At 72.2% G+C, this 18443-nt stretch carries 14 protein-coding genes; 11 read left to right on the top strand and 3 right to left on the bottom strand.

Annotated elements, in window-relative coordinates; translation table 11 throughout:
• Positions 1-90: 90 nt before the first annotated feature.
• Positions 91-387 (bottom strand): hypothetical protein, encoded by a 297-nt coding sequence (locus EKO23_RS07915; RefSeq protein WP_134715955.1) that lies wholly within the window; start codon positions 385-387, stop codon positions 91-93.
• 284 nt (positions 388-671) lie between these two features.
• Between EKO23_RS07915 and EKO23_RS07910 the strand changes: the two genes are divergently transcribed.
• The 11 genes from EKO23_RS07910 to EKO23_RS07860 all read left to right on the top strand — a co-directional run bounded on the left by EKO23_RS07910 (position 672) and on the right by EKO23_RS07860 (position 15246).
• Positions 672-1937, top strand: coding sequence for an ROK family transcriptional regulator (locus EKO23_RS07910; protein ID WP_134715953.1), 1266 nt, complete (start codon positions 672-674; stop codon positions 1935-1937).
• Positions 1934-3490 carry a sugar ABC transporter ATP-binding protein gene (locus tag EKO23_RS07905; RefSeq protein WP_217702523.1) on the top strand — a complete coding sequence of 519 codons (1557 nt, stop codon included), beginning with the start codon at positions 1934-1936 and terminating at the stop codon, positions 3488-3490. The genes EKO23_RS07910 and EKO23_RS07905 overlap by 4 nt, the downstream gene beginning before the upstream one ends.
• The gene (locus EKO23_RS07900; protein ID WP_134715951.1) at positions 3487-4536 is read left to right on the top strand and encodes an ABC transporter permease; all 1050 of its coding nucleotides are present in this window, start codon (positions 3487-3489) and stop codon (positions 4534-4536) included. The genes EKO23_RS07905 and EKO23_RS07900 overlap by 4 nt, the downstream gene beginning before the upstream one ends.
• Before the next feature lie 65 nt (positions 4537-4601).
• Complete coding sequence (locus tag EKO23_RS07895) at positions 4602-5669, top strand: substrate-binding domain-containing protein (RefSeq protein WP_134715949.1); 1068 nt, start codon at positions 4602-4604, stop codon at positions 5667-5669.
• A gap of 67 nt (positions 5670-5736) precedes the next feature.
• Complete coding sequence (locus tag EKO23_RS07890; protein WP_134715947.1) at positions 5737-6912, top strand: Gfo/Idh/MocA family protein; 1176 nt, start codon at positions 5737-5739, stop codon at positions 6910-6912.
• A complete protein-coding gene (xylA, locus tag EKO23_RS07885; protein WP_134715945.1) occupies positions 6909-8069 on the top strand; it encodes a xylose isomerase in 1161 nt (386 codons plus the stop codon). The genes EKO23_RS07890 and xylA overlap by 4 nt, the downstream gene beginning before the upstream one ends.
• A 30-nt stretch (positions 8070-8099) precedes the next feature.
• Complete coding sequence (locus EKO23_RS07880) at positions 8100-9107, top strand: sugar phosphate isomerase/epimerase family protein (RefSeq protein WP_134715944.1); 1008 nt, start codon at positions 8100-8102, stop codon at positions 9105-9107.
• Between the two features lie 77 nt (positions 9108-9184).
• The gene (locus EKO23_RS07875) at positions 9185-10138 is read left to right on the top strand and encodes a sugar phosphate isomerase/epimerase family protein (RefSeq protein WP_134715942.1); all 954 of its coding nucleotides are present in this window, start codon (positions 9185-9187) and stop codon (positions 10136-10138) included.
• A 163-nt stretch (positions 10139-10301) separates the two neighbouring features.
• Positions 10302-12581, top strand: a complete 2280-nt coding sequence (gene secD, locus EKO23_RS07870; RefSeq protein WP_134715940.1) for a protein translocase subunit SecD — start codon at positions 10302-10304, stop codon at positions 12579-12581.
• A gap of 164 nt (positions 12582-12745) precedes the next feature.
• On the top strand, positions 12746-13150 hold the full coding sequence (locus EKO23_RS07865; RefSeq protein ID WP_134715938.1) for a hypothetical protein: 405 nt from the start codon (positions 12746-12748) through the stop codon (positions 13148-13150).
• Between the two features lie 41 nt (positions 13151-13191).
• Complete coding sequence (locus tag EKO23_RS07860) at positions 13192-15246, top strand: ATP-dependent DNA helicase (RefSeq protein WP_425464388.1); 2055 nt, start codon at positions 13192-13194, stop codon at positions 15244-15246.
• A gap of 184 nt (positions 15247-15430) precedes the next feature.
• On the opposite strand, the gene EKO23_RS07855 is transcribed toward EKO23_RS07860, so the two are convergent.
• Positions 15431-16678: an alkaline phosphatase family protein gene (locus EKO23_RS07855; protein WP_134715936.1), complete on the bottom strand. Its 1248-nt coding sequence runs from the start codon at positions 16676-16678 to the stop codon at positions 15431-15433.
• A complete protein-coding gene (locus tag EKO23_RS07850; protein ID WP_246050958.1) occupies positions 16675-18387 on the bottom strand; it encodes an alkaline phosphatase D family protein in 1713 nt (570 codons plus the stop codon). The genes EKO23_RS07855 and EKO23_RS07850 overlap by 4 nt, the downstream gene beginning before the upstream one ends.
• Positions 18388-18443 lie beyond the last annotated feature (56 nt).

Below are 18443 nucleotides of genomic sequence, written 5' to 3'. Positions count from 1 at the left end.
CCGGCCCGCCCGGTCGGGTGGGTGTGACGACCAGACGCCTGGTCGGCTCCTGTCGAGGCGCGCGTGCAACCGGCGGTCGACGAGCGGATCTCACGTCCCGGCGGCGTTCACCCACTGGCACCAGACGTCGTCGTTGTCGGCGTCGCCCATCTCCGCGGGAGACGGGACGAGCTCCACGGCTGTCGCCGGGATGGTGGTGTCGACCGTCGCTTCGACCCAGCGCCGGTACGGCTCGTTCAGCACTGCGTGATCCGGCTCGGGCCGAGGCGGCTCACGCCAGTCCTCGTTCCAGCAGATCTCGTCGTACCCGATCGCGATGAGGCGGAGGAAGTCGACCGCGTCGTCGCCCAGGACGCACGTCAGGAGCGACCCGCTACCCGAACCCATGTGGACGATGAGCGTCCGCCCGTCCGGAGCACGCCACAGTGCCGCAGCGGACCCGTCCGCGCCGGAGCGGCAGAACCCTCGCTGGGCGTGTCAAGCGGTCCGCAGTCGCGTCCGCCTCGTCACTTTGTCCAGTCACTTTGCAAAGTTGAATAGAAAGTTCGCGCAAATCGGTGGGAAATGCTTGATCGAGGGCGAGTACCGCCGCTAGTTTGTCTCTCGTTCTGACAAACGTGTGACCTGGACCACGCCCGGGTCATGCCCTGGCCCTCGGTGAGGAGGACGCCGTGCGCGAGGCCGACGGACCCGTCCGGGTCACCGCCGCCGCCGACCAGGCTGCCGTGCGCGGCGCTCACCTCGGTCTCGTCCTGCGCCACCTGCGCGACCACGGTCCCCGCACCCGGGCCCGGCTCGCCGCGGAGCTCGGGCTGAGCAAGGCGACCGCGACCAGCCTGGTCGTGGAGCTCGAGCAGCGCGGCCTGGTCCGCCGGGGCGCCCCCGCACGGGGGTCGGTGGGCCGCCCCGGCGCCACGGTCGAGCTCGACGGCCCGCGGGTCTGTGGCATCGGTGCCGAGATCAACGTCGACCACGTGGCCACCAGCGCGGTCGACCTGGCCGGCGCCGTGGTCGTGGAGGACCGTCGCGGGCTCGACTCGCGACGGCTCGGACCCGACGGCGTGCTGGACGAGCTGACCGGCATGCTGCGGCACGTCCTGGACGAGGTCGCCGCGCAGGACACCATCCCGGCCGGCATCACCGTCGGTGTCGCCGGCCTGGTCGACACCACCCACGACGTCATCACGGTGGCTCCCAACCTCGGCTGGCGGGAGCTGCCGGCAGCCGCCCGGCTCCGCGACCGGCTCGGCGTGGACGCCCCGACGATCCGCCTCGACAACGAGGCCACCCTGGCCGCGGTGGCCGAGGCGGACTCCGCTGACCCCGAGCGCCGCGACATGCTGGTCATCTACGGCGAGGTCGGCGTCGGCGGCGGGATCGTCTCCGACGGCCGCCCGCTCCGGGGCCGGCACGGCTGGGCCGCCGAGTTCGGGCACATCCTCGTCGACCCGCAGGGCCGGCCCTGCGGCTGCGGCCGCCGCGGTTGCTGGGAGACCGTGATCGGCCTGCACGCCCTGCTCGACGCGGCGACCGACCCCGACGACCGGCTGCGCGACCCGTCACTGACGCTCGAGGAGCGGCTCGAGGGGATCGTCTCCCGCGCCGGGCTCGGCGACACCCGCACGCTCACCGCGCTCGAGACCGTCGGCACCGGCATCGGCGCCGGCGCCGCGACCCTCGTCAACGTGCTCGACCCCGAGGTGCTGGTGCTCAGCGGCTACTTCGCGCCGCTCGAGCCGTTCCTGCGGGAGAGCGTCGAGAAGCGCCTCGACGCCGACGTGGTCGCGCCCCGCCTGGGTGGCACCCACGTCGCGTTCTCCACGCTCGGCCCGGTCGCCGCCGTCCGCGGGGGTGCCGCCGTCTCCCTCGCCCCCGTCCTCACCGACCCCACGCTCGTGCCGCGCCGTGCCGGCGCCGAGACAGGAGGATCCCGATGACCGAAGGCCCGACGGCCACCGCCGCGACCACGCCGGGCAGCGAGAACGGCTCCGCCCTGCTGCACATGCGGGGGATCACCAAGCGGTTCCCCGGCGTGCTGGCCCTCGGCGGCGTCGACCTCGACGTACGCCGCGGCGAGGTGCACTGCCTGCTCGGCCAGAACGGCGCCGGCAAGTCCACGCTGATCAAGGTGCTGTCCGCGTCCTACCAGCCCGACGAGGGCGAGATCGTCTGGGACGGCGAGTCCGTGCGGCTGACCACGCCGGTGGCAGCCATGAAGCGCGGGATCTCCACGATCTACCAGGAGCTCGACCTGGTGCCCGGGCTGACCGTGGCCGAGAACGTCTTCCTCGGCCACGAGGTCTCCGCCGGCGGCTTCACCCGGCGCGGCGAGGCCGCCGACCGGTCGCGGAAGCTGCTGACCCGGCTCGGCCACGGCGAGATCGACCCGGGCCGCCTGGTCGGGGACCTGTCACCCGCAGGGCAGCAGATCGTCAGCATGGCCCGCGCGCTCTCGCACGACACCCGGCTGCTCGTCCTCGACGAGCCCACCGCGGCGCTGGACCAGGAGGAGGTCCGCAACCTGTTCCGGGTGATCCGGGACCTCTCCGCGGAGGGCGTCGCGATCATCTACATCTCCCACCGGCTCGAGGAGATCCGCGAGATCGGTGACCGGATCACGGTCCTCAAGGACGGCCGCACCGTCGCCACGGGGCTGCCCGCCCGCGAGACGCCGACCGCCGACCTGATCCGGCTGATGACCGGCCGCTCGATCGAGTACGTCTTCCCGCCCCGCCCCGAGCGGCCGCGCGACACCGGGACCCCGGTCCTCGAGGTCCGCGGGCTGGCCGGCGCCGGCCGCTTCCGCGACGTCGACCTCACCGTGCACGCCGGCGAGATCGTCGGCCTGGCCGGCCTGGTCGGGTCGGGTCGCTCGGAGATCCTCGAGACCCTGTACGGCGCCCGCCGGGCCTCGGCCGGCACGGTCACCGTGGACGGACGCAAGCTCCGCCGCGGGTCGGTCCGCGCCGCGGTCGCCGCCGGCATCGGCCTGTGCCCGGAGGAGCGCAAGAGCCAGGGCCTGCTGCTCGACCAGGCGGTCTACCGCAACGTCACCGTGTCGTCGTTGTCCCGGTTCGCGAAGGGCGGCTTCCTCGACAGCGGGGCCGAGCGGCGCCGGGCGGGCGAGCTGACCGAGTCGCTCGACGTACGGCCTGAGGGCGTGGACCGCGCGGTCCGCACCCTGTCCGGCGGCAACCAGCAGAAGGTCGTGCTGGCGCGGTGGCTGCTGCGGGAGTGCCGGGTGCTGCTGCTCGACGAGCCGACCCGCGGCGTCGACGTCGGCGCCCGTACCGAGATCTACAACCTCGTCCGGCGCCTGGCCGACGACGGCGTCGCCGTGCTGGTCGTCTCCAGCGAGGTCGAGGAGGTGCTCGGTCTCTCCGACCGGGTCCTCGTCATCAGCGACGGAACGGTCGTCCACGAAGGACCGGCGACCGACATCGACGAGTCCGGGGTCCTCGACCTCGTGATGGAAGGAGACGTCGCATGAGCGACACCCCGACGACCTCTGCACCCGCCGCGGACACCGCACGGGTCGAGCGCGAGGCGCGCCGCGACGACCGACCGGGTCGCCTCGCCCTGCTGCGCAGCAGCACCGGGCACAACCTCGGGCTGATCGTCGCCCTGGGCCTGCTCTGCGTGGTCGGCGTGATCACCGCCGGCGACCGGTTCGCCGACATCGACAACGCGATGACGATCCTCCGGCTCGCGGCGGTGATCGGCGTGGTGAGCATCGGCATGACCTTCGTGATCACCGGCGGGGGCATCGACCTGTCGGTCGGCGCGATCGTCGCGCTCTCGTCGGTGTGGTGCACCACGATCGCGACCCAGACGATGGCCAACGACAACCACTGGCTGGTCATGGTGGGCGCGGCCGTCCTGGTCGGCGGCGGTTGCGGCCTGGTCAACGGCCTGCTGATCGCGTACGGCGGCGTCGTGCCGTTCATCGCCACCCTCGCCATGCTCGCCAGCGCCCGCGGCCTGGCCGAGATCATCTCCGAGCGCCGTACCCAGATCGTCAGCGTCCCCGCCTTCAGCGACGCGTTCGCGAAGGAGCCGCTCGGCATCCCGATCATCGTCTGGATCTTCATCCTGGTCTCCGCGATCGGCTGGGTGCTGCTCAACCGGACGACGTTCGGCCGCCGCACGCTGGCCGTCGGCGGCAACCCGGAGGCCGCGCGCCTGGCCGGCATCGACGTGAAGCGGCACACCGTCCTGCTCTACGTCCTCGTCGGCGTCTGCTGCGGCATCGCGGCGATCATGCTGGTGTCGCGGACCACCACCGGCAGCTCGACCCACGGGCTGCTCTACGAGCTCGACGCGATCGCCGCGGTGGTCATCGGCGGGACCCTGCTCTCCGGCGGCCGCGGCACGATCATCGGCACCGTCCTCGGCGTCCTCATCTTCACGACGCTGTCCAACGTCTTCGCGCTCAACAACCTCTCGGTCTCGGCCCAGTCCGTCGTCAAGGGCCTGATCATCGTCGTCGCCGTGCTCCTCCAGCAGCGGCTGGCGCGACGCAGCGACGTCACCTGACGCGGTCGTTCCGGGCGCCTGCCCGCAACGCCACCTCACCACCACATCCAGCAAGGAGCACCACGATGAAGTCACTGTCCACTCGCTCGCTCCGGGCGCCGCAGCGCCTCGCCCTCGGCTTCGTCGCCGGGCTCACGGCGCTGTCCCTGGCGGCGTGCACGAGCAACGCCCGGGAGGACTCCTCGTCCGACAGCGGCGGCACCAGCAACGCCGACAAGGGGTCCAACGACGAGGCCGGCGACAAGGTCGTGATCGGCTTCTCCGCGCCGGCCGCCGACCACGGCTGGATGGCGGCGATCACGAACGCCGCCAAGGACACCGCCGACAACTACTCCGACGTCGAGCTGCGGGTCCCGGCGGGCACCAACGACGTCAACCTGCAGATCAGCCAGGTCGAGACGTTCATCAACGACGGCGTCGACGCGATCGTGCTGCTGCCGTTCGACGGTGCCGCGATGACCCCGGTGGCGCTGAAGGCCATGCAGGCCGGCATCCCGGTGATCAACGTCGACCGCGAGTTCGACGACCCGAACGCGGCCCGCGTGACCGTGCTCGGCGACAACTACGGGATGGGCGTCTCGGCCGGCCAGTACGTCTGCGAGCAGGTCGGCGACGACAAGAACGCCGTGGTCGCCGAGATCGCCGGCATCGACTCGCTGCCGCTGACCCAGGACCGCAGCCAGGGCTTCAAGGACGCGCTGGCCGAGTGCGGCCAGAACGTCGACAACCGGGTCGCCGCCGACTTCACCGTCGAAGGTGGCGAGAAGGCGGCCTCGAACCTGCTCCAGGCCGCGCCGAAGATCGACGCCCTCTGGAACCACGACGACGACCAGGGCGTCGGCGTGCTCGCGGCCATCAAGAACGCGGGCCGCGACGAGTTCGTGATGGTCGGTGGCGCCGGCTCGGCGAACGCCATGCGCGAGATCAAGTCCGGCAACAGCGTGCTCAAGGCGACCGTCATCTACCCGTCCACGCAGGGCGCCGACGGCATCAAGCTGGCCCGCCTCCTGGTGCAGGGCAAGTCGATGTCCGACCTGGTCGAGGTCGAGGTGCCGCGCACCATCCAGCTGTTCGCCCCGGTGGTGACCGAGGACAACGTCGACGACTACCTGCCGTCCGCGTTCGAGTCCTGACGACCCGCAACGCCCCCTGCGCTCTCGGGCGCAGGGGGCTCCCACCGAGACCACGGATCGAGGTCACATGACCGAGCACAAGCCGGCCCTGCGGGTCGGGATGATCGGGTACGCCTTCATGGGCGCCGCCCACTCACAGGCCTGGCGCACCGCGCCGCACTTCTTCGACCTGCCGCTGGCCCCGGAGATGGCCGTCGTCTGCGGCCGCAACGCCGCCGGCGTGGCCGAGGCGGCCGCCCGGCTGGGCTGGGCGAGCAGCAGCACCTCGTGGCGGAGCGTCCTCGAGGACGACACCATCGACCTGGTCGACGTCTGCACCCCCGGCGACACCCACGCCGAGATCGCGATCGCCGCGCTCGAGGCCGGCAAGCACGTGCTGTGCGAGAAGCCGCTGGCCAACTCGGTCGCCGAGGCGGAGGCGATGACCGCCGCCGCCGAGAAGGCCGCCGCCCACGGCGTGCGGGCCATGGTCGGCTTCACCTACCGCCGGGTGCCCGCGATCGCGCTGGCCCGGAAGCTGGTCGCCGACGGCCGGCTGGGCGAGGTGCGGCACGTCCGCGCGCAGTACCTCCAGGACTGGCTGGTCGACGCCGACGCCCCACTGTCGTGGCGACTGGACAAGGCGAAGGCCGGGTCCGGCGCACTCGGCGACATCGGCGCCCACGTAGTCGACCTGACCCAGCACATCCTCGGCGAGACGATCCACGAGGTCTCCGGCCAGCTGGAGACCTTCGTCAAGGAGCGCCCGGTCGCGGAGAGCTCCAGCGGCCTCAGCGGGCAGGCGGGCACCGAGCGCGGTCCGGTGACCGTGGACGACGCCGCCGTGTTCCTGGCCCGGTTCGGCGGCGGCGCGCTCGGCGTCTTCGAGGCGACTCGCTTCGCCACCGGCCGCAAGAACGCGATCCGGATCGAGGTCAACGGCTCGAAGGGCAGCATCGCCTTCGACTTCGAGGACATGAACGTCCTGCACTTCCACGACGCGACCATCGACGACCTCGAGGGCGGGTTCCGCCGGATCGTGGTCACCGAGGCCGGGCACCCGTGGGTGTCGGCGTGGTGGCCGCCCGGGCACGGGCTCGGCTACGAGCACGGCTTCACCCACCAGGTCGTCGACCTGGTCACCGCGCTCGCGGACGGGACGCAGCCGGAGCCGTCGTTCGCCGACGGCCTCCAGGTGCAGCGGGTGCTCGCCGCCGTCGAGACCAGCTCCGACACCCGCTCCTGGCAGGAGGTTCCCGCATGACGTCGTACACGCCGACCCCGGCGGACCGCTTCTCCTTCGGCCTGTGGACGGTCGGCTGGCAGGGGGTCGACGTGTTCGGCCCCGCGAGCCGGCCGCCGATGGACCCGGTCGCCGCGACCGAGCGGCTCGCCGAGCTCGGGGCCGCCGCCGTCACCTTCCACGACGACGACCTGGTCCCCGACGACCGCACCCGCGAGGAGACCCTCCAGCGGTTCGCGAAGGCGCTGGCCGACACCGGCCTCGCCGTCGAGATGGTCACCACCAACCTCTTCGGCGACCCGGTGTTCAAGGAGGGCGCGTTCACCGCGAACAGCCGGGCGGTCCGCCGCTACGCGCTGGCCAAGACGCTGCGCAACGTCGACCTCGCGGCCGAGCTGGGCGCGGAGACGTTCGTCCTCTGGGGCGGCCGGGAGGGCGCCGAGCACGGTGGCGGCAAGAACGTCGCTGCGGCGCTCGACCGGTACGCCGAGTCCCTCAACCTGCTCTGCGCCTACGTGAAGGAGCAGGGCTACGCGATCCGGTTCGCGCTCGAGCCCAAGCCCAACGAGCCGCGCGGCGACATCCTGCTACCGACCATCGGCCACGCCATCGCGTTCATCGGCGCGCTCGACGACCCGTCGATGGTCGGGCTGAACCCCGAGGTCGGGCACGAGGAGATGGCCGGGCTGAACTTCGCGCACGGCATCAGCCAGGCGCTGTGGCACGGCAAGCTCTTCCACGTCGACCTCAACGGGCAGCACGGGCCGCGCTTCGACCAGGACCTGCGCTTCGGTGCCGGCCACACCCGCGGCGCGTTCTGGACCGTCGACGCGCTCGAGGGCGCCGGCACCGACCGCCGGTACGACGGGTACCTCCACTTCGACTTCAAGCCCCCGCGGGCGGAGGCCGAGGACGGGGTGTGGGAGTCCGCCCGGGCCTGCATGCGCAACTACCTGATCCTGCGCGAGAAGGTCCGGGCCTTCCGCGCCGACCCCGAGGTCGCGGCCGCCGCGGCCGCCGCCGCTGTGGCCGAGCTCGACCAGCCCACGGTCGGTGCGGAGGAGTCGCTGGCCGACCTACGCGCCGAGGACCACGACGTCGCGGGTCTCGCCGCCCGCAGCGTCGGCCAGGAGGCCCTCGACCAGCTCGCCCTCGAGCACCTGCTCGGCGTGCGCTGACCCGATCCACCCATCACCGAAGGGACGACTATGACCCGTCCGATCACGCTGTTCACCGGCCAGTGGGCCGACCTGCCGTTCGAGAAGATGTGCGAGCTCGCGTCGGGCTGGGGGTACGACGGCCTGGAGATCGCCTGCTGGGGCGACCACCTCGACCCCTGGCTGGCCGCCGAGGACGACGCCTACGTGAAGGCGAAGCTCGACCTGCTGGAGAAGCACGGTCTGAAGCTCTACGCGATCTCCAACCACCTCAAGGGCCAGGCGGTGTGCGACGACCCGATCGACGCGCGGCACCGGGCGATCCTGCCGGACCGCATCTGGGGTGACGGCGACGCCGAGGGCGTGCGCCAGCGCGCCGCCGAGGAGATGAAGATGACCGCCCGGGCCGCCCAGCGCCTCGGCGTGGACACGGTGATCGGGTTCACCGGCTCCTCGATCTGGAAGTACGTCGCGATGTTCCCGCCGGCGACCGAGGAGATGGTGGACGCGGGGTACCGCGACTTCGCCGACCGGTGGAACCCGATCCTCGACGTCTTCGACGAGTGCGGCGTCCGGTTCGCGCACGAGGTGCACCCGTCCGAGATCGCCTACGACTACTGGACGACCGTGCGCACCCTGGAGGCGATCGGGCACCGCGAGGCGTTCGGCCTCAACTGGGACCCGTCCCACATGGTCTGGCAGGACCTCGACCCGGTCGGGTTCCTGTGGGACTTCCAGGACCGGATCTACCACGTCGACTGCAAGGACACGAAGAAGCTGACCGGCAACGGCCGCAACGGCCGGCTGGGCTCGCACCTGCCGTGGGCCGACCCGCGCCGGGGGTGGGACTTCGTGTCCACGGGTCACGGGGACGTCCCGTGGGAGCAGTGCTTCCGGATGCTCAACGCCATCGGCTACGACGGCCCGATCTCGGTGGAGTGGGAGGACGCCGGCATGGACCGGCTCCGCGGTGCTCCCGAGGCGCTCGCGTTCGTGCGTGACCTGGCCTTCGACGCGCCCGACGCGGCGTTCGACGCGGCCTTCAGCAGCCAGGACTGACGGGGACAGAGGGGGACCAGCACGCGGGGGGAGCGGGGGACCACACCAGGTGTCAACCACGAGGAAGGACGATCCACATGTGCTACGGCTATGACGGTGAGGGAGCGCTGCGCGACTCCCTGGAGCGGCGCGGCGCCAGTCGACGCTCGTTCCTGCGCGGCTCCCTCGCGACCGCTGCGGGAGTGGCGGTTCTCGGGACGGCCGGTCCCGCGGGGGCCCTGGCCCCCGCGAAGAAGCCCGCCCGGGGGCGGCCCGTGCCGCCGGGCAGGATCAGCATCCAGCTCTACACGCTCCGCTCCATCATGACCGGCGCCGGAGTCGAGCAGACCCTGGCGCACCTCGCCGACACCGGCTACCCGCGCGTGGAGCTGGCCGGCTACTACGGCCGGACCGCGGCGCAGCTCCGGTCCCTGCTGGACGGGCTCGGCATCCGGGCCTCGTCGAGCCACGACGGGATCAGTGCCACGCCCGCCGCGCTCGAGACCAAGCTCGCGAACGCGGTCACGATGGGGCAGCGCTACGTCAACGTGCCCTACCTCGCCTCGGCGTCGCTCGCGCAGTGGCAGACCTGGGCGGAGCAGATGAACACCGAGGCCGCCGCCGCCCGGATGCTCGGCCTGGCCTACGGCTACCACAACCACGCGCACGAGTTCACGACCGACCTCGGCGGCGGGGTGACCCCGTGGGACGTGCTCACCAGCGAGCTCGACCCGGCGCTGGTGCACCTCGAGGTCGACCTCTACTGGGCGGTCACCGGCGGCAAGGGCCTGGGCATGAGCGACGCCGACTCGATCGACTTCGCGATCGACACGGTTCTGTCCACGCCGCAGCAGGTCCGGCAGTACCACGTGAAGGACCGCAACCCGGCCAACGGCGACCACGCCGACCTCGGCACCGGCTACATCGAATTCGCGCGCATCTTCCGGGCGCACCAGGTCGAGGAGTACATCGTCGAGAACGACAGCCCCGACGTGACGCCGATCCAGACCGCGGACGTGGGCTACGCCTACCTGCGCGGACTGCGTTTCTGACCTGTCCGACCACCACACCAGCCACGGCGCGGCGCCGGGTCCCCTCCGTGACCCGGCGTCGCGCCGTACGTGGTTCCCCTGGTCCGGGCCCTCGGGTCACGACCCGGTCACATCCCACCCGCCCGATTGGGTGACACCTGCCACTTCAGGGAGGATGGCCCGCATGTCCCGCGGCGCCTTCCTCCGACTCCTGCTCGTGCTCGGCCTCCTGGCCGGGTGCGTGGCCCTGGCCCTGAACGTCAAGCCCCGGCTCGGCCTGGACCTCCGCGGCGGCACCCAGATCATGCTGCAGGCCAAGGACACCAACGGTGTCGAGGCCAACGCCACCAACGTCGACCGCGCCATCGAGATCCTCCGCGGCCGCGTCGACGCCCTCGGCGTCACCGAGCCCACGCTGGCGCGCGTCGGCGAGGACCGGATCCTCGTCGAGCTCCCCGACGTGCAGGACCCCGAGCAGGCCAAGGAGGTCATCGGCCGTACCGCGCAGCTCACCGTGCACCCGGTGATCGGTCAGGCCCAGCAGGCCGACGAGGAGCCCGACACCTCGAAGCGGTCCAACGTCCAGGACACCGAGACCGGCGAGATCCTCCAGCTCGGGCCCGCCGCCCTCTCCGGCGCGGAGATCGACAGCGCCGACGCGGTCCAGCCGCAGCAGGGCGTGGGCTGGGAGGTCAGCGTCGACTTCGACGGCAAAGGCTCGGACGCGTTCGCCGAGCTCAGCCGGAAGGCCGCCTGCGAGGAGGGAGACCCCGGCCGGATCGCGATCGTGCTCGACGGCGGCATCATCTCCTCGCCCGACGTCTCCGTGCCCTGCGGCAGCGAGATCCGCGGCGGCACCAACATCTCCGGCAGCTTCGGTGAGCAGGAGGCGCGTGACCTCGCTCTGCTGATCCAGGGCGGCGCGCTGCCGCTCGAGGTCGAGCAGATCTCCTCCAGCACGGTCGGCCCGACCCTCGGCGACGCGGCCATCGAGGCCTCCGCCAAGGCCGGCCTGATCGGCCTCGTGCTGACCGGTATCTTCATCGTCTTCGTCTACCGCTTCGTCGGCTTCCTCGCGGCGATCGCGCTCACGTCGTACGCCGTGCTCGCCTACGCCCTGCTGCTCGTGCTCGGCTCCACGCTGACCCTGCCCGGCCTGGCCGGCTTCGTGCTCGCGATCGGCCTGGCCATCGACGCCAACGTGCTTGTGTTCGAGAGAGCGAGGGAGGAGTACGCCGAGAACCCGCGGGCCGGCATGCGCCGCGCCCTCCAGATCGGGTTCAACAAGGCGTGGACCGCGATCATCGACTCCAACGTGACCACGCTGCTGGCCGCGGCGCTGCTGTTCATCCTCGCCTCCGGCCCGGTCAAGGGCTTCGGTGTCACGCTGTCCATCGGTGTGGTGGCCTCGATGATCTCGGCGCTGGTCATCGCCCGGGTGCTCACGGAGATCGGTGTCGCGACGAAGTACGTCACGAAGCACCCGAAGGTCAGCGGCCTGGCCAACAGCGGCCGGGTCCGCGATTGGCTCAACCGCACCAACCCGGACCTGATGAAGCGCCGCAACCTGTGGCTCGGCATCTCGGGCGCGGCCCTGCTGCTGTCGCTGGTGGGCATCTTCGGCGCCGGGCTCAACCTCGGCCTCGAGTTCACCGGCGGCAGGGTCGTCGACTACACGACGAACACGCCGGTCTCCGCCGACCGGGCCCGGGAGCTGGTGGCCGACGCCGGCGTTCCCGAGGCAGTCGTGCAGGAGTCCACCCAGCAGAACCAGGAGAACCCCGTCATCACCGTGCGCGCCGGCGACATCTCCGACGCCGAGCGCGACGCGATCGAGGAGTCCCTGGCGCAGGAGGCCGGCGGTGCCGAGGTGCTCTCCGACAACGAGATCGCACCCAGCCTCGGCGAGGAGCTGCGCAACAAGGCGTTGCTCGCGTTCGGCATCGCGCTGGCGGTGCAGATGCTCTACCTCGCGATCCGCTTCAAGTGGACGTTCGGCCTGTCCGCGGTGCTCGCGATGTTCCACGACGTGATCATCGTGACCGGTGTCTTCGCCTGGCTCGACAAGCCGATCGACGGCATCTTCCTGGCCGCGGCGCTGACCATCATCGGTCTCTCGGTCAACGACACGGTCGTGGTCTTCGACCGGATCCGCGAGCGCTGGCACGGGACCAGCAGCGGCGACTTCGCCGCGATCGCCAACAAGGCCGCGGTCGAGACGATGCCGCGCACGGTCAACACCGGGCTCGGTGCGATGATCATCCTGGCCGCGCTCGCGGTCCTCGGCGGCGACTCGCTGCGGGACTTCTCGATCGCGCTCCTGCTCGGCCTGCTCATCGGCACCTACTCCTCGGTCTTCACCGCCACCCCGCTGCTGACCTACCTCCAGCAGCGCTGGCCGCTCGAGCGGTCGAAGAAGGAGAAGAGGGTCCGCGACCCCCAGGACTCCGGCGCGGTCGTCTGACCAGTGCGTTGAGTTGCGCCTCGCTGGGTGGTGAGTTGCGCCTCGCTGGGTGTTGAGTTGCGCCTCGCTGGGTGTTGAGTTGCGTGGTGCTGAGCGGTCGGGCGCGCGTCCGCGGGTCTTTCGGCCCTGCTCAGCGGCGCACCCGCGTCCCTACGGTGTCGGGTATGAAGAGTCCCCTGGCGGTCGCCGCGAGCGCCCTGCTGCTCAGCGTCTTGCTCGCCGCCTGCGGCGGCGACGACCAACCCGCGGTCTGCTCCTCCGCGAAGGACCTCAAGGCCGCGATCGACGACTTCACCTCGATCGACGTCACGTCCTCGAACGGGCTCGCCGACCTGAAGGAGGGGCTGACCAACGTCCGCGACGACCTGACGCAGCTGAAGTCGGACGCCTCGTCGGAGTTCTCCAGCCAGGTCGACGCCGTCGATGCCGCGGTGTCGACCCTGACCGCCAGCCTCAAGGCGGCTGCCGACGAACCGAACGGCAGCAACCTGGCGGCCGTGGTCTCCGCGGTGCCCGCGGTCACCAGCTCGGTGAAGACGCTGGTCACCGACGTCCAGGACACCTGCTAGCCCCCGGCCCCCGTGTGGGCGCCCGCGGATAGGGTGCTCGGGTGCCTGACGACGTGCCTACCGAGACGCCGACCGGGCGGGGGTCGCGCGGCCACCGCCGGCTGGCGCCGAGCCGCGTGCGCGAGGTGCTCGCGGAGGCGGTCGAGGCGCTCGGCGGCCAGGAGCGGCCCGGCCAGGTCCAGATGGCCGAGGAGGTGGCCCGGTCCTTCGACGACGGGCTGCACCTGCTCGTCCAGGCCGGCACCGGCACCGGCAAGTCGCTGGCCTACCTGGTGCCGTCGATGCTGCACCACAAGCGGGTCGTGGTGGCCACCGCGACACTCGCGCTCCAGCACCAGCTCGTCGAGCGCGACCTCCCGCGGCTGGTCGAGGCCATCGAGCACGAGCAGGGTGTCTCGTCGTCCTACGCCGTGCTCAAGGGGCGCTCCAACTACGCGTGCCTGCATCGGATCCGCGAGGGCGTTCCCGACGACCAAGGGGTGCTGGTCGACGTCCCCGAGGGCTCGATGGGCAAGCAGGTCCTCGAGCTCCGCGCCTGGGCCGAGGAGCAGGCGGAGAACGACGGCACCGGGGAGCGCGACCACGCGCCCCGGCACACCGACCGGTTGTGGCGCCAGGTCTCGGTGAGTGCCCGGGAGTGTCTGGGCCGGAGCCGCTGCGCGTTCGGCGACGAGTGTTTCGCGGAGCGGGCGCGGGACCGCGCCGCCGAGTCCCAGCTCGTGATCACCAACCACAGCCTGCTCGCGATCGACGCGATCGAGGGCGTCCCCATGATCCCGGAGTACGACGTCGTGGTCGTCGACGAGGCCCACGAGGTGACCGCGCGGATCACCCAGGCCGCGACCGACGAGCTCAGCACCGGCGACGTCGAGCGGGCCGCGCGGCGGGCCCAGCGCTGGGTCGAGGGCAGCGAGGCCGACGACCTCGACGACGCCGCCGGCGCGTTGGAGGGAGCACTGGCCCAGTCCGAGCCCGGCCGCATCGACCGGATCCCGGCCGACCTCGCCGACGCCCTGGTGCTGGTGCGCGACGCCGCCAGGGCCTGCCTCGGCGCGTTCCCCAAGGAGGGCGAGGGCGACGCCGACGCCGGCCGGTCGCAGGCCCGGGCCGGTGTCCAGGAGGTCTTCAACCACGCCGAGCGGATGGCTGCCGACCTCGAATCCGACGTGCTCTGGCGCAACGACCGGGAGCCGGCCCGCGGCGGCCCGCAGCTGTGCGTGGCCCCGCTCCAGGTCTGGGGGCCGATGCGCGACAAGCTCCTGCGCGACAAGACCGTGGTGTTCACCAGTGCCACCCTGATGCTCGGCGGCGACTTCTCCGTGGTCGCCTCGTCGGTCGGCCTCAAACCGTCCGAGCGGATCCCCACCGAACCGGTGGGCGAGGTGGTCGACGAGTCCTCGGGTCCCGACGAGGAGGTGCTGCCGTGGAGGGGGATCGACGTCGGGTCACCGTTCGACTACGGCAAGCAGGCGATCCTGTACGTCGCCCGGCACCTGCCGTCACCCGGCCGAAACGGGCTCGGGAAGGCGCAGCTCGACGAGATCGTGGAGCTGGTCGACGCCGCCGAGGGGCGCACGCTCGGCCTGTTCTCCAGCCGTCGCGCCGCCGAGACGGCCGCCGAGGAGGTCCGGGCCCGGCTGCCGCACCTCACCACGCTCGCCCAGGGCGACGCCCAGCTGCCCGAGCTGGCCCGGCAGTTCGTCGAGGACCCCCACACCTGCCTGTTCGGCACGCTCAGCCTCTGGCAGGGGCTCGACGTCCCCGGCGACACCTGCCAGCTCGTGTTGATCGACCGGATCCCGTTCCCGCGGCCCGACGACCCGCTGATGTCGGCCCGGCAGCGGGCCGCCGACCAGTCCGGCGGCAACGGCTTCATGCAGGTCGCGGCCACTCATGCCGCGCTGCTGCTGGCACAGGGCAGCGGCCGGCTGATCCGCAGCACCACCGACAAGGGCGTGGTGGCGGTCCTCGACCCGCGACTGGTCACCGCCCGCTACGGCGGCTTCCTCAAGGCCAGCCTCCCGCCGATGTGGACCACAACCGACCCGGCTGTTGTCCGCAAGGCGCTGGCTCGGCTCGCGTCCTCAGCCGGCTGAGTCGCGCCTCCCTGCCCGTTGAGTTGCGCCTCCCTGTCCGTTGAGTGGCGCTCGCCTGACCGTTCAGTGGCGCCTCCCTCGGTCCGGCATCACAGCCAGGCGCGAGTCAACGGTGAGCGGGGCGCGAGTCAACGGTGAGCGGGGCGCAACTCAACGCTGAGCGAAGCGCAAGTCAACGAACGGGTCAGAGGCGGGAGGTGCCGTCCCAGCCGCCGGCCGGAGCCGGCAGCCCGAAGTACGCCGCCACGGTCGGCGCGACGTCCACGGTCCGGGCGTGCGCGCCCTCGGTGACCCCGCGCCGTACGACGGGGTGGCCGCCGGCCAGGAAGAACGGGATCGGGTACGTCGCCGGGTGCCCGTGGTTGCCCGGGATCGGGTTCGAGGTCTGGTCGGGGTCGGAGAACCGCCACCCGGCCCGGCACCAGACGAGCACGTCGCCGGCCCGCGCGCCGAGCCGCAGCCACGCGCGCTCCGCGACCCGGTCATGCGCCGCCAGCACGCCGGGGTGCCCGGCCGCGATCGTCCGCATCCGGTCGACCGCCGCTTGCCGCTGCCCGTCCGGGCCGGTCCAGTAGAGCAGGTCGGCGCCGCCGTTCTGCGCGATCCGGACCCTGCCGGCCAGCAGCGGGTCGGCGTCGAGCAGCGGCTGCAGGCTGATCAGCCGGTGCGGCAGCGACCAGTCCATCGAGTGGTCGGCCAGCACCACCAGCAACGAGGACTCCCAGCGCCCGGTCGAGCGGAGCAGGTCGACGAACCGCTTCACCTGCAGGTCCGCCGAGGCCAGCGCCGTCCGCCGCGCCGCCTCGCCCGTCGTACCGGTGACGTCGCTGTGGCCGAGCCGGTCGATGTCACCGAGGTTCACGAAGACCAGGTGCGGGTCGAATTGCTCGACCATCGTGATCGCCGCGTCGACGGTGACGATGTCGGGGGCGTGCCCCGAGACCGGCACCACGGGCTCCGGCTCCCAGCGGTGCGTGGCGCGGGCGCCGAAGACGCCGTAGAGGTACTCCTTGCTCAGCACGGTGCCGGTGGTCCGGCCGCTCCGGTTGAGCTGCTCGATCACCGTGGTCGCACGGATGTCGGAGGCCCGGTCGAGGTCGCGCACCGCGCCCAGCCCGCGGTCGAAGATCGCGTTGGCCGGCACGCCGTTCCGGTCCGGACGCACCCCGGTCATCATCATCACGTGGTTGGGGATGGTCTCCATCACCGGGAGCGAGCTGGCCCGCGGGTAGTGCGTGCCGCCGTCACGCAGCCCCTGCACCGTCGGCATCAGGCCGCTGTCGATCTCGTCCGGCCGGCAGCCGTCGAGGACCAGCACGTAGCTACGCTTCCGCGGGGCGGCGGTCGCGGCGCCGACCGCCGAGGAGAAAGCGAGGGTGGCCCCGCCGGCGCCGAGCACCTCGAGGAACGCGCGTCGTCGGAGCCGGGTCACCGGGTGCCTCCGACGGGTCGGTCGACCGGGCGCAGCCGCTGGGTGCCGGAGTCGGTCGCCCAGGACGCGGTCCAGCTCGCCGGGGTGCCGCGGTCGGCGCGGTCGCCGATCACGAACCAGTCCATCTGCACCCGCTCGGGCGTCACGTCGAGCACGGAGAAGCCGTGACTGTCGAAGTCGAGGTACTTCACGTGCCGGTTGTTGGCCTTGATCGTGGTCTCGACCGCCAGCGACGTGGTGCGCGGGGGCGAGCCGGTGATGTCCTTGAGGTTGTTGGAGGTGACCGACGAGCAGACCAGCTCGACACCGGCGCTCTCACCGAGCGGGTACGTCGCCGCGTCGAGCGGGAGCTCGCAGGCCCAGCCGGAGTGGATGTCGCCGGTGAGGAAGACCGTGTCCCGGACCCCGTGGTCGCGCAGGTGGGTGAACACCTCGCGCCGGTCGTCGGTGTAGCCGTCCCACTGGTCCGCGTTGTAGGCCAGGCCGTCGCGCGGCAGCAGCCCGGTCACGTCGTTGACCGGGTCGAGCACGTCGTGCGGGAGCTGGGCGAAGGTGACCGGCGCGATCATCACCGGGTTGCCGACCAGCTTCCACTGGGCGCCACCGGTGCGCAGCCCGTCCTTGAGCCAGTCGAGCTGGGCGCGGCCGGTCATGGTGCGGTCGGGGTCGCTCAGCGCGGGGTCGGCGACCGGGCCGACCGGCGAGCCGGGCACCGAGGAGGCGACCTGCTGGTCGCGGTAGGTGCGCAGGTCGAGCATGCTCAGCTCGGCCAGCCGGCCGAACCGCAGCCGGCGGAACATCCGGGTGCCGTCACCGAGCGCGGCGGTGCCGTCGAGGCGGACCGGCATCCACTCGTCGTACGCCCGGTGCGCGCGGGCCCGCCGGGCCCGGTAGTCGCCCTCGTCGGGCTGGTGGTTCTCCGCGCCCGCCTGCCAGGCGTCGTTGGCGACCTCGTGGTCGTCCCAGGTGGCGATGAAGGGGTACCTCGCGTGCAGGCGCCGGAGGTCCGGGTCCGTCTTGTACTGCGCCTGCCGGCGCCGGTAGTCGGCCAGCGACACCATCTCCCGCGGCGGGTCGTGCGGCCGGACGTCGACGTTGCCGACGCCGTAGCCGTACTCGCCGGGGGCGTACTCGTAGAGGTAGTCGCCGAGGTGCAGGACCGCGTCGAGGTCGTCGCGGTCGGCGAGGTGCCGGTAGGCGCTGAACCAGCCGGCCTGGAGGTTCGCGCAGCTGACCACGCCGAGCCGCAGCCGGGTGACGTCCGAGTCGTGGGCGGGCGCGGTGCGGGTGCGGCCGACCGGCGAGGCGACCCCGTCGAGCAGGAACCGGTAGAAGTACCACCGGGCCGGTGCCAGCCCGGTCGCGTCGACCTTCACCGTGTGGTCCCGGGACGGCCCGGTGGCGAACCGACCCTGGCGCACGAGGTGCCGGAACGCCCGGTCGGTGGCGACCTGCCAGCGGACGGTGACCCGCGGCCCCTTCCCCGAGCCGGGCGTCGCGGCGGCGGTCGGGGTGACCCGGGTCCACAGCACCACCGCTGCGGGGCGCGGATCGCCGGAGGCCACGCCGTGCCGGAACACGCGCTCCGCGGCGCCGGCCGACCGGGTGCCGACGACGACAGCCGCGGCGCCGGTGGCGGCGGCCCCGGTCTTGAGGACGGTACGCCGGTCGACCCTGGCCGTCGGCTGCTCGTTCAGTTGCTGGCTCACGCCCGGGTCAACGAGCCTCCGCGGCTCCGGTGACGCCCGCCGGGTGTGAGCACCGT

This window comes from Nocardioides guangzhouensis (assembly GCF_004519545.1).
Taxonomy (GTDB): Bacteria; Actinomycetota; Actinomycetes; order Propionibacteriales; family Nocardioidaceae; genus Nocardioides; species Nocardioides guangzhouensis.
Note: the sequence above shows the minus strand (reverse complement) of the source record. Positions and strands in the feature narration are given on the sequence as shown.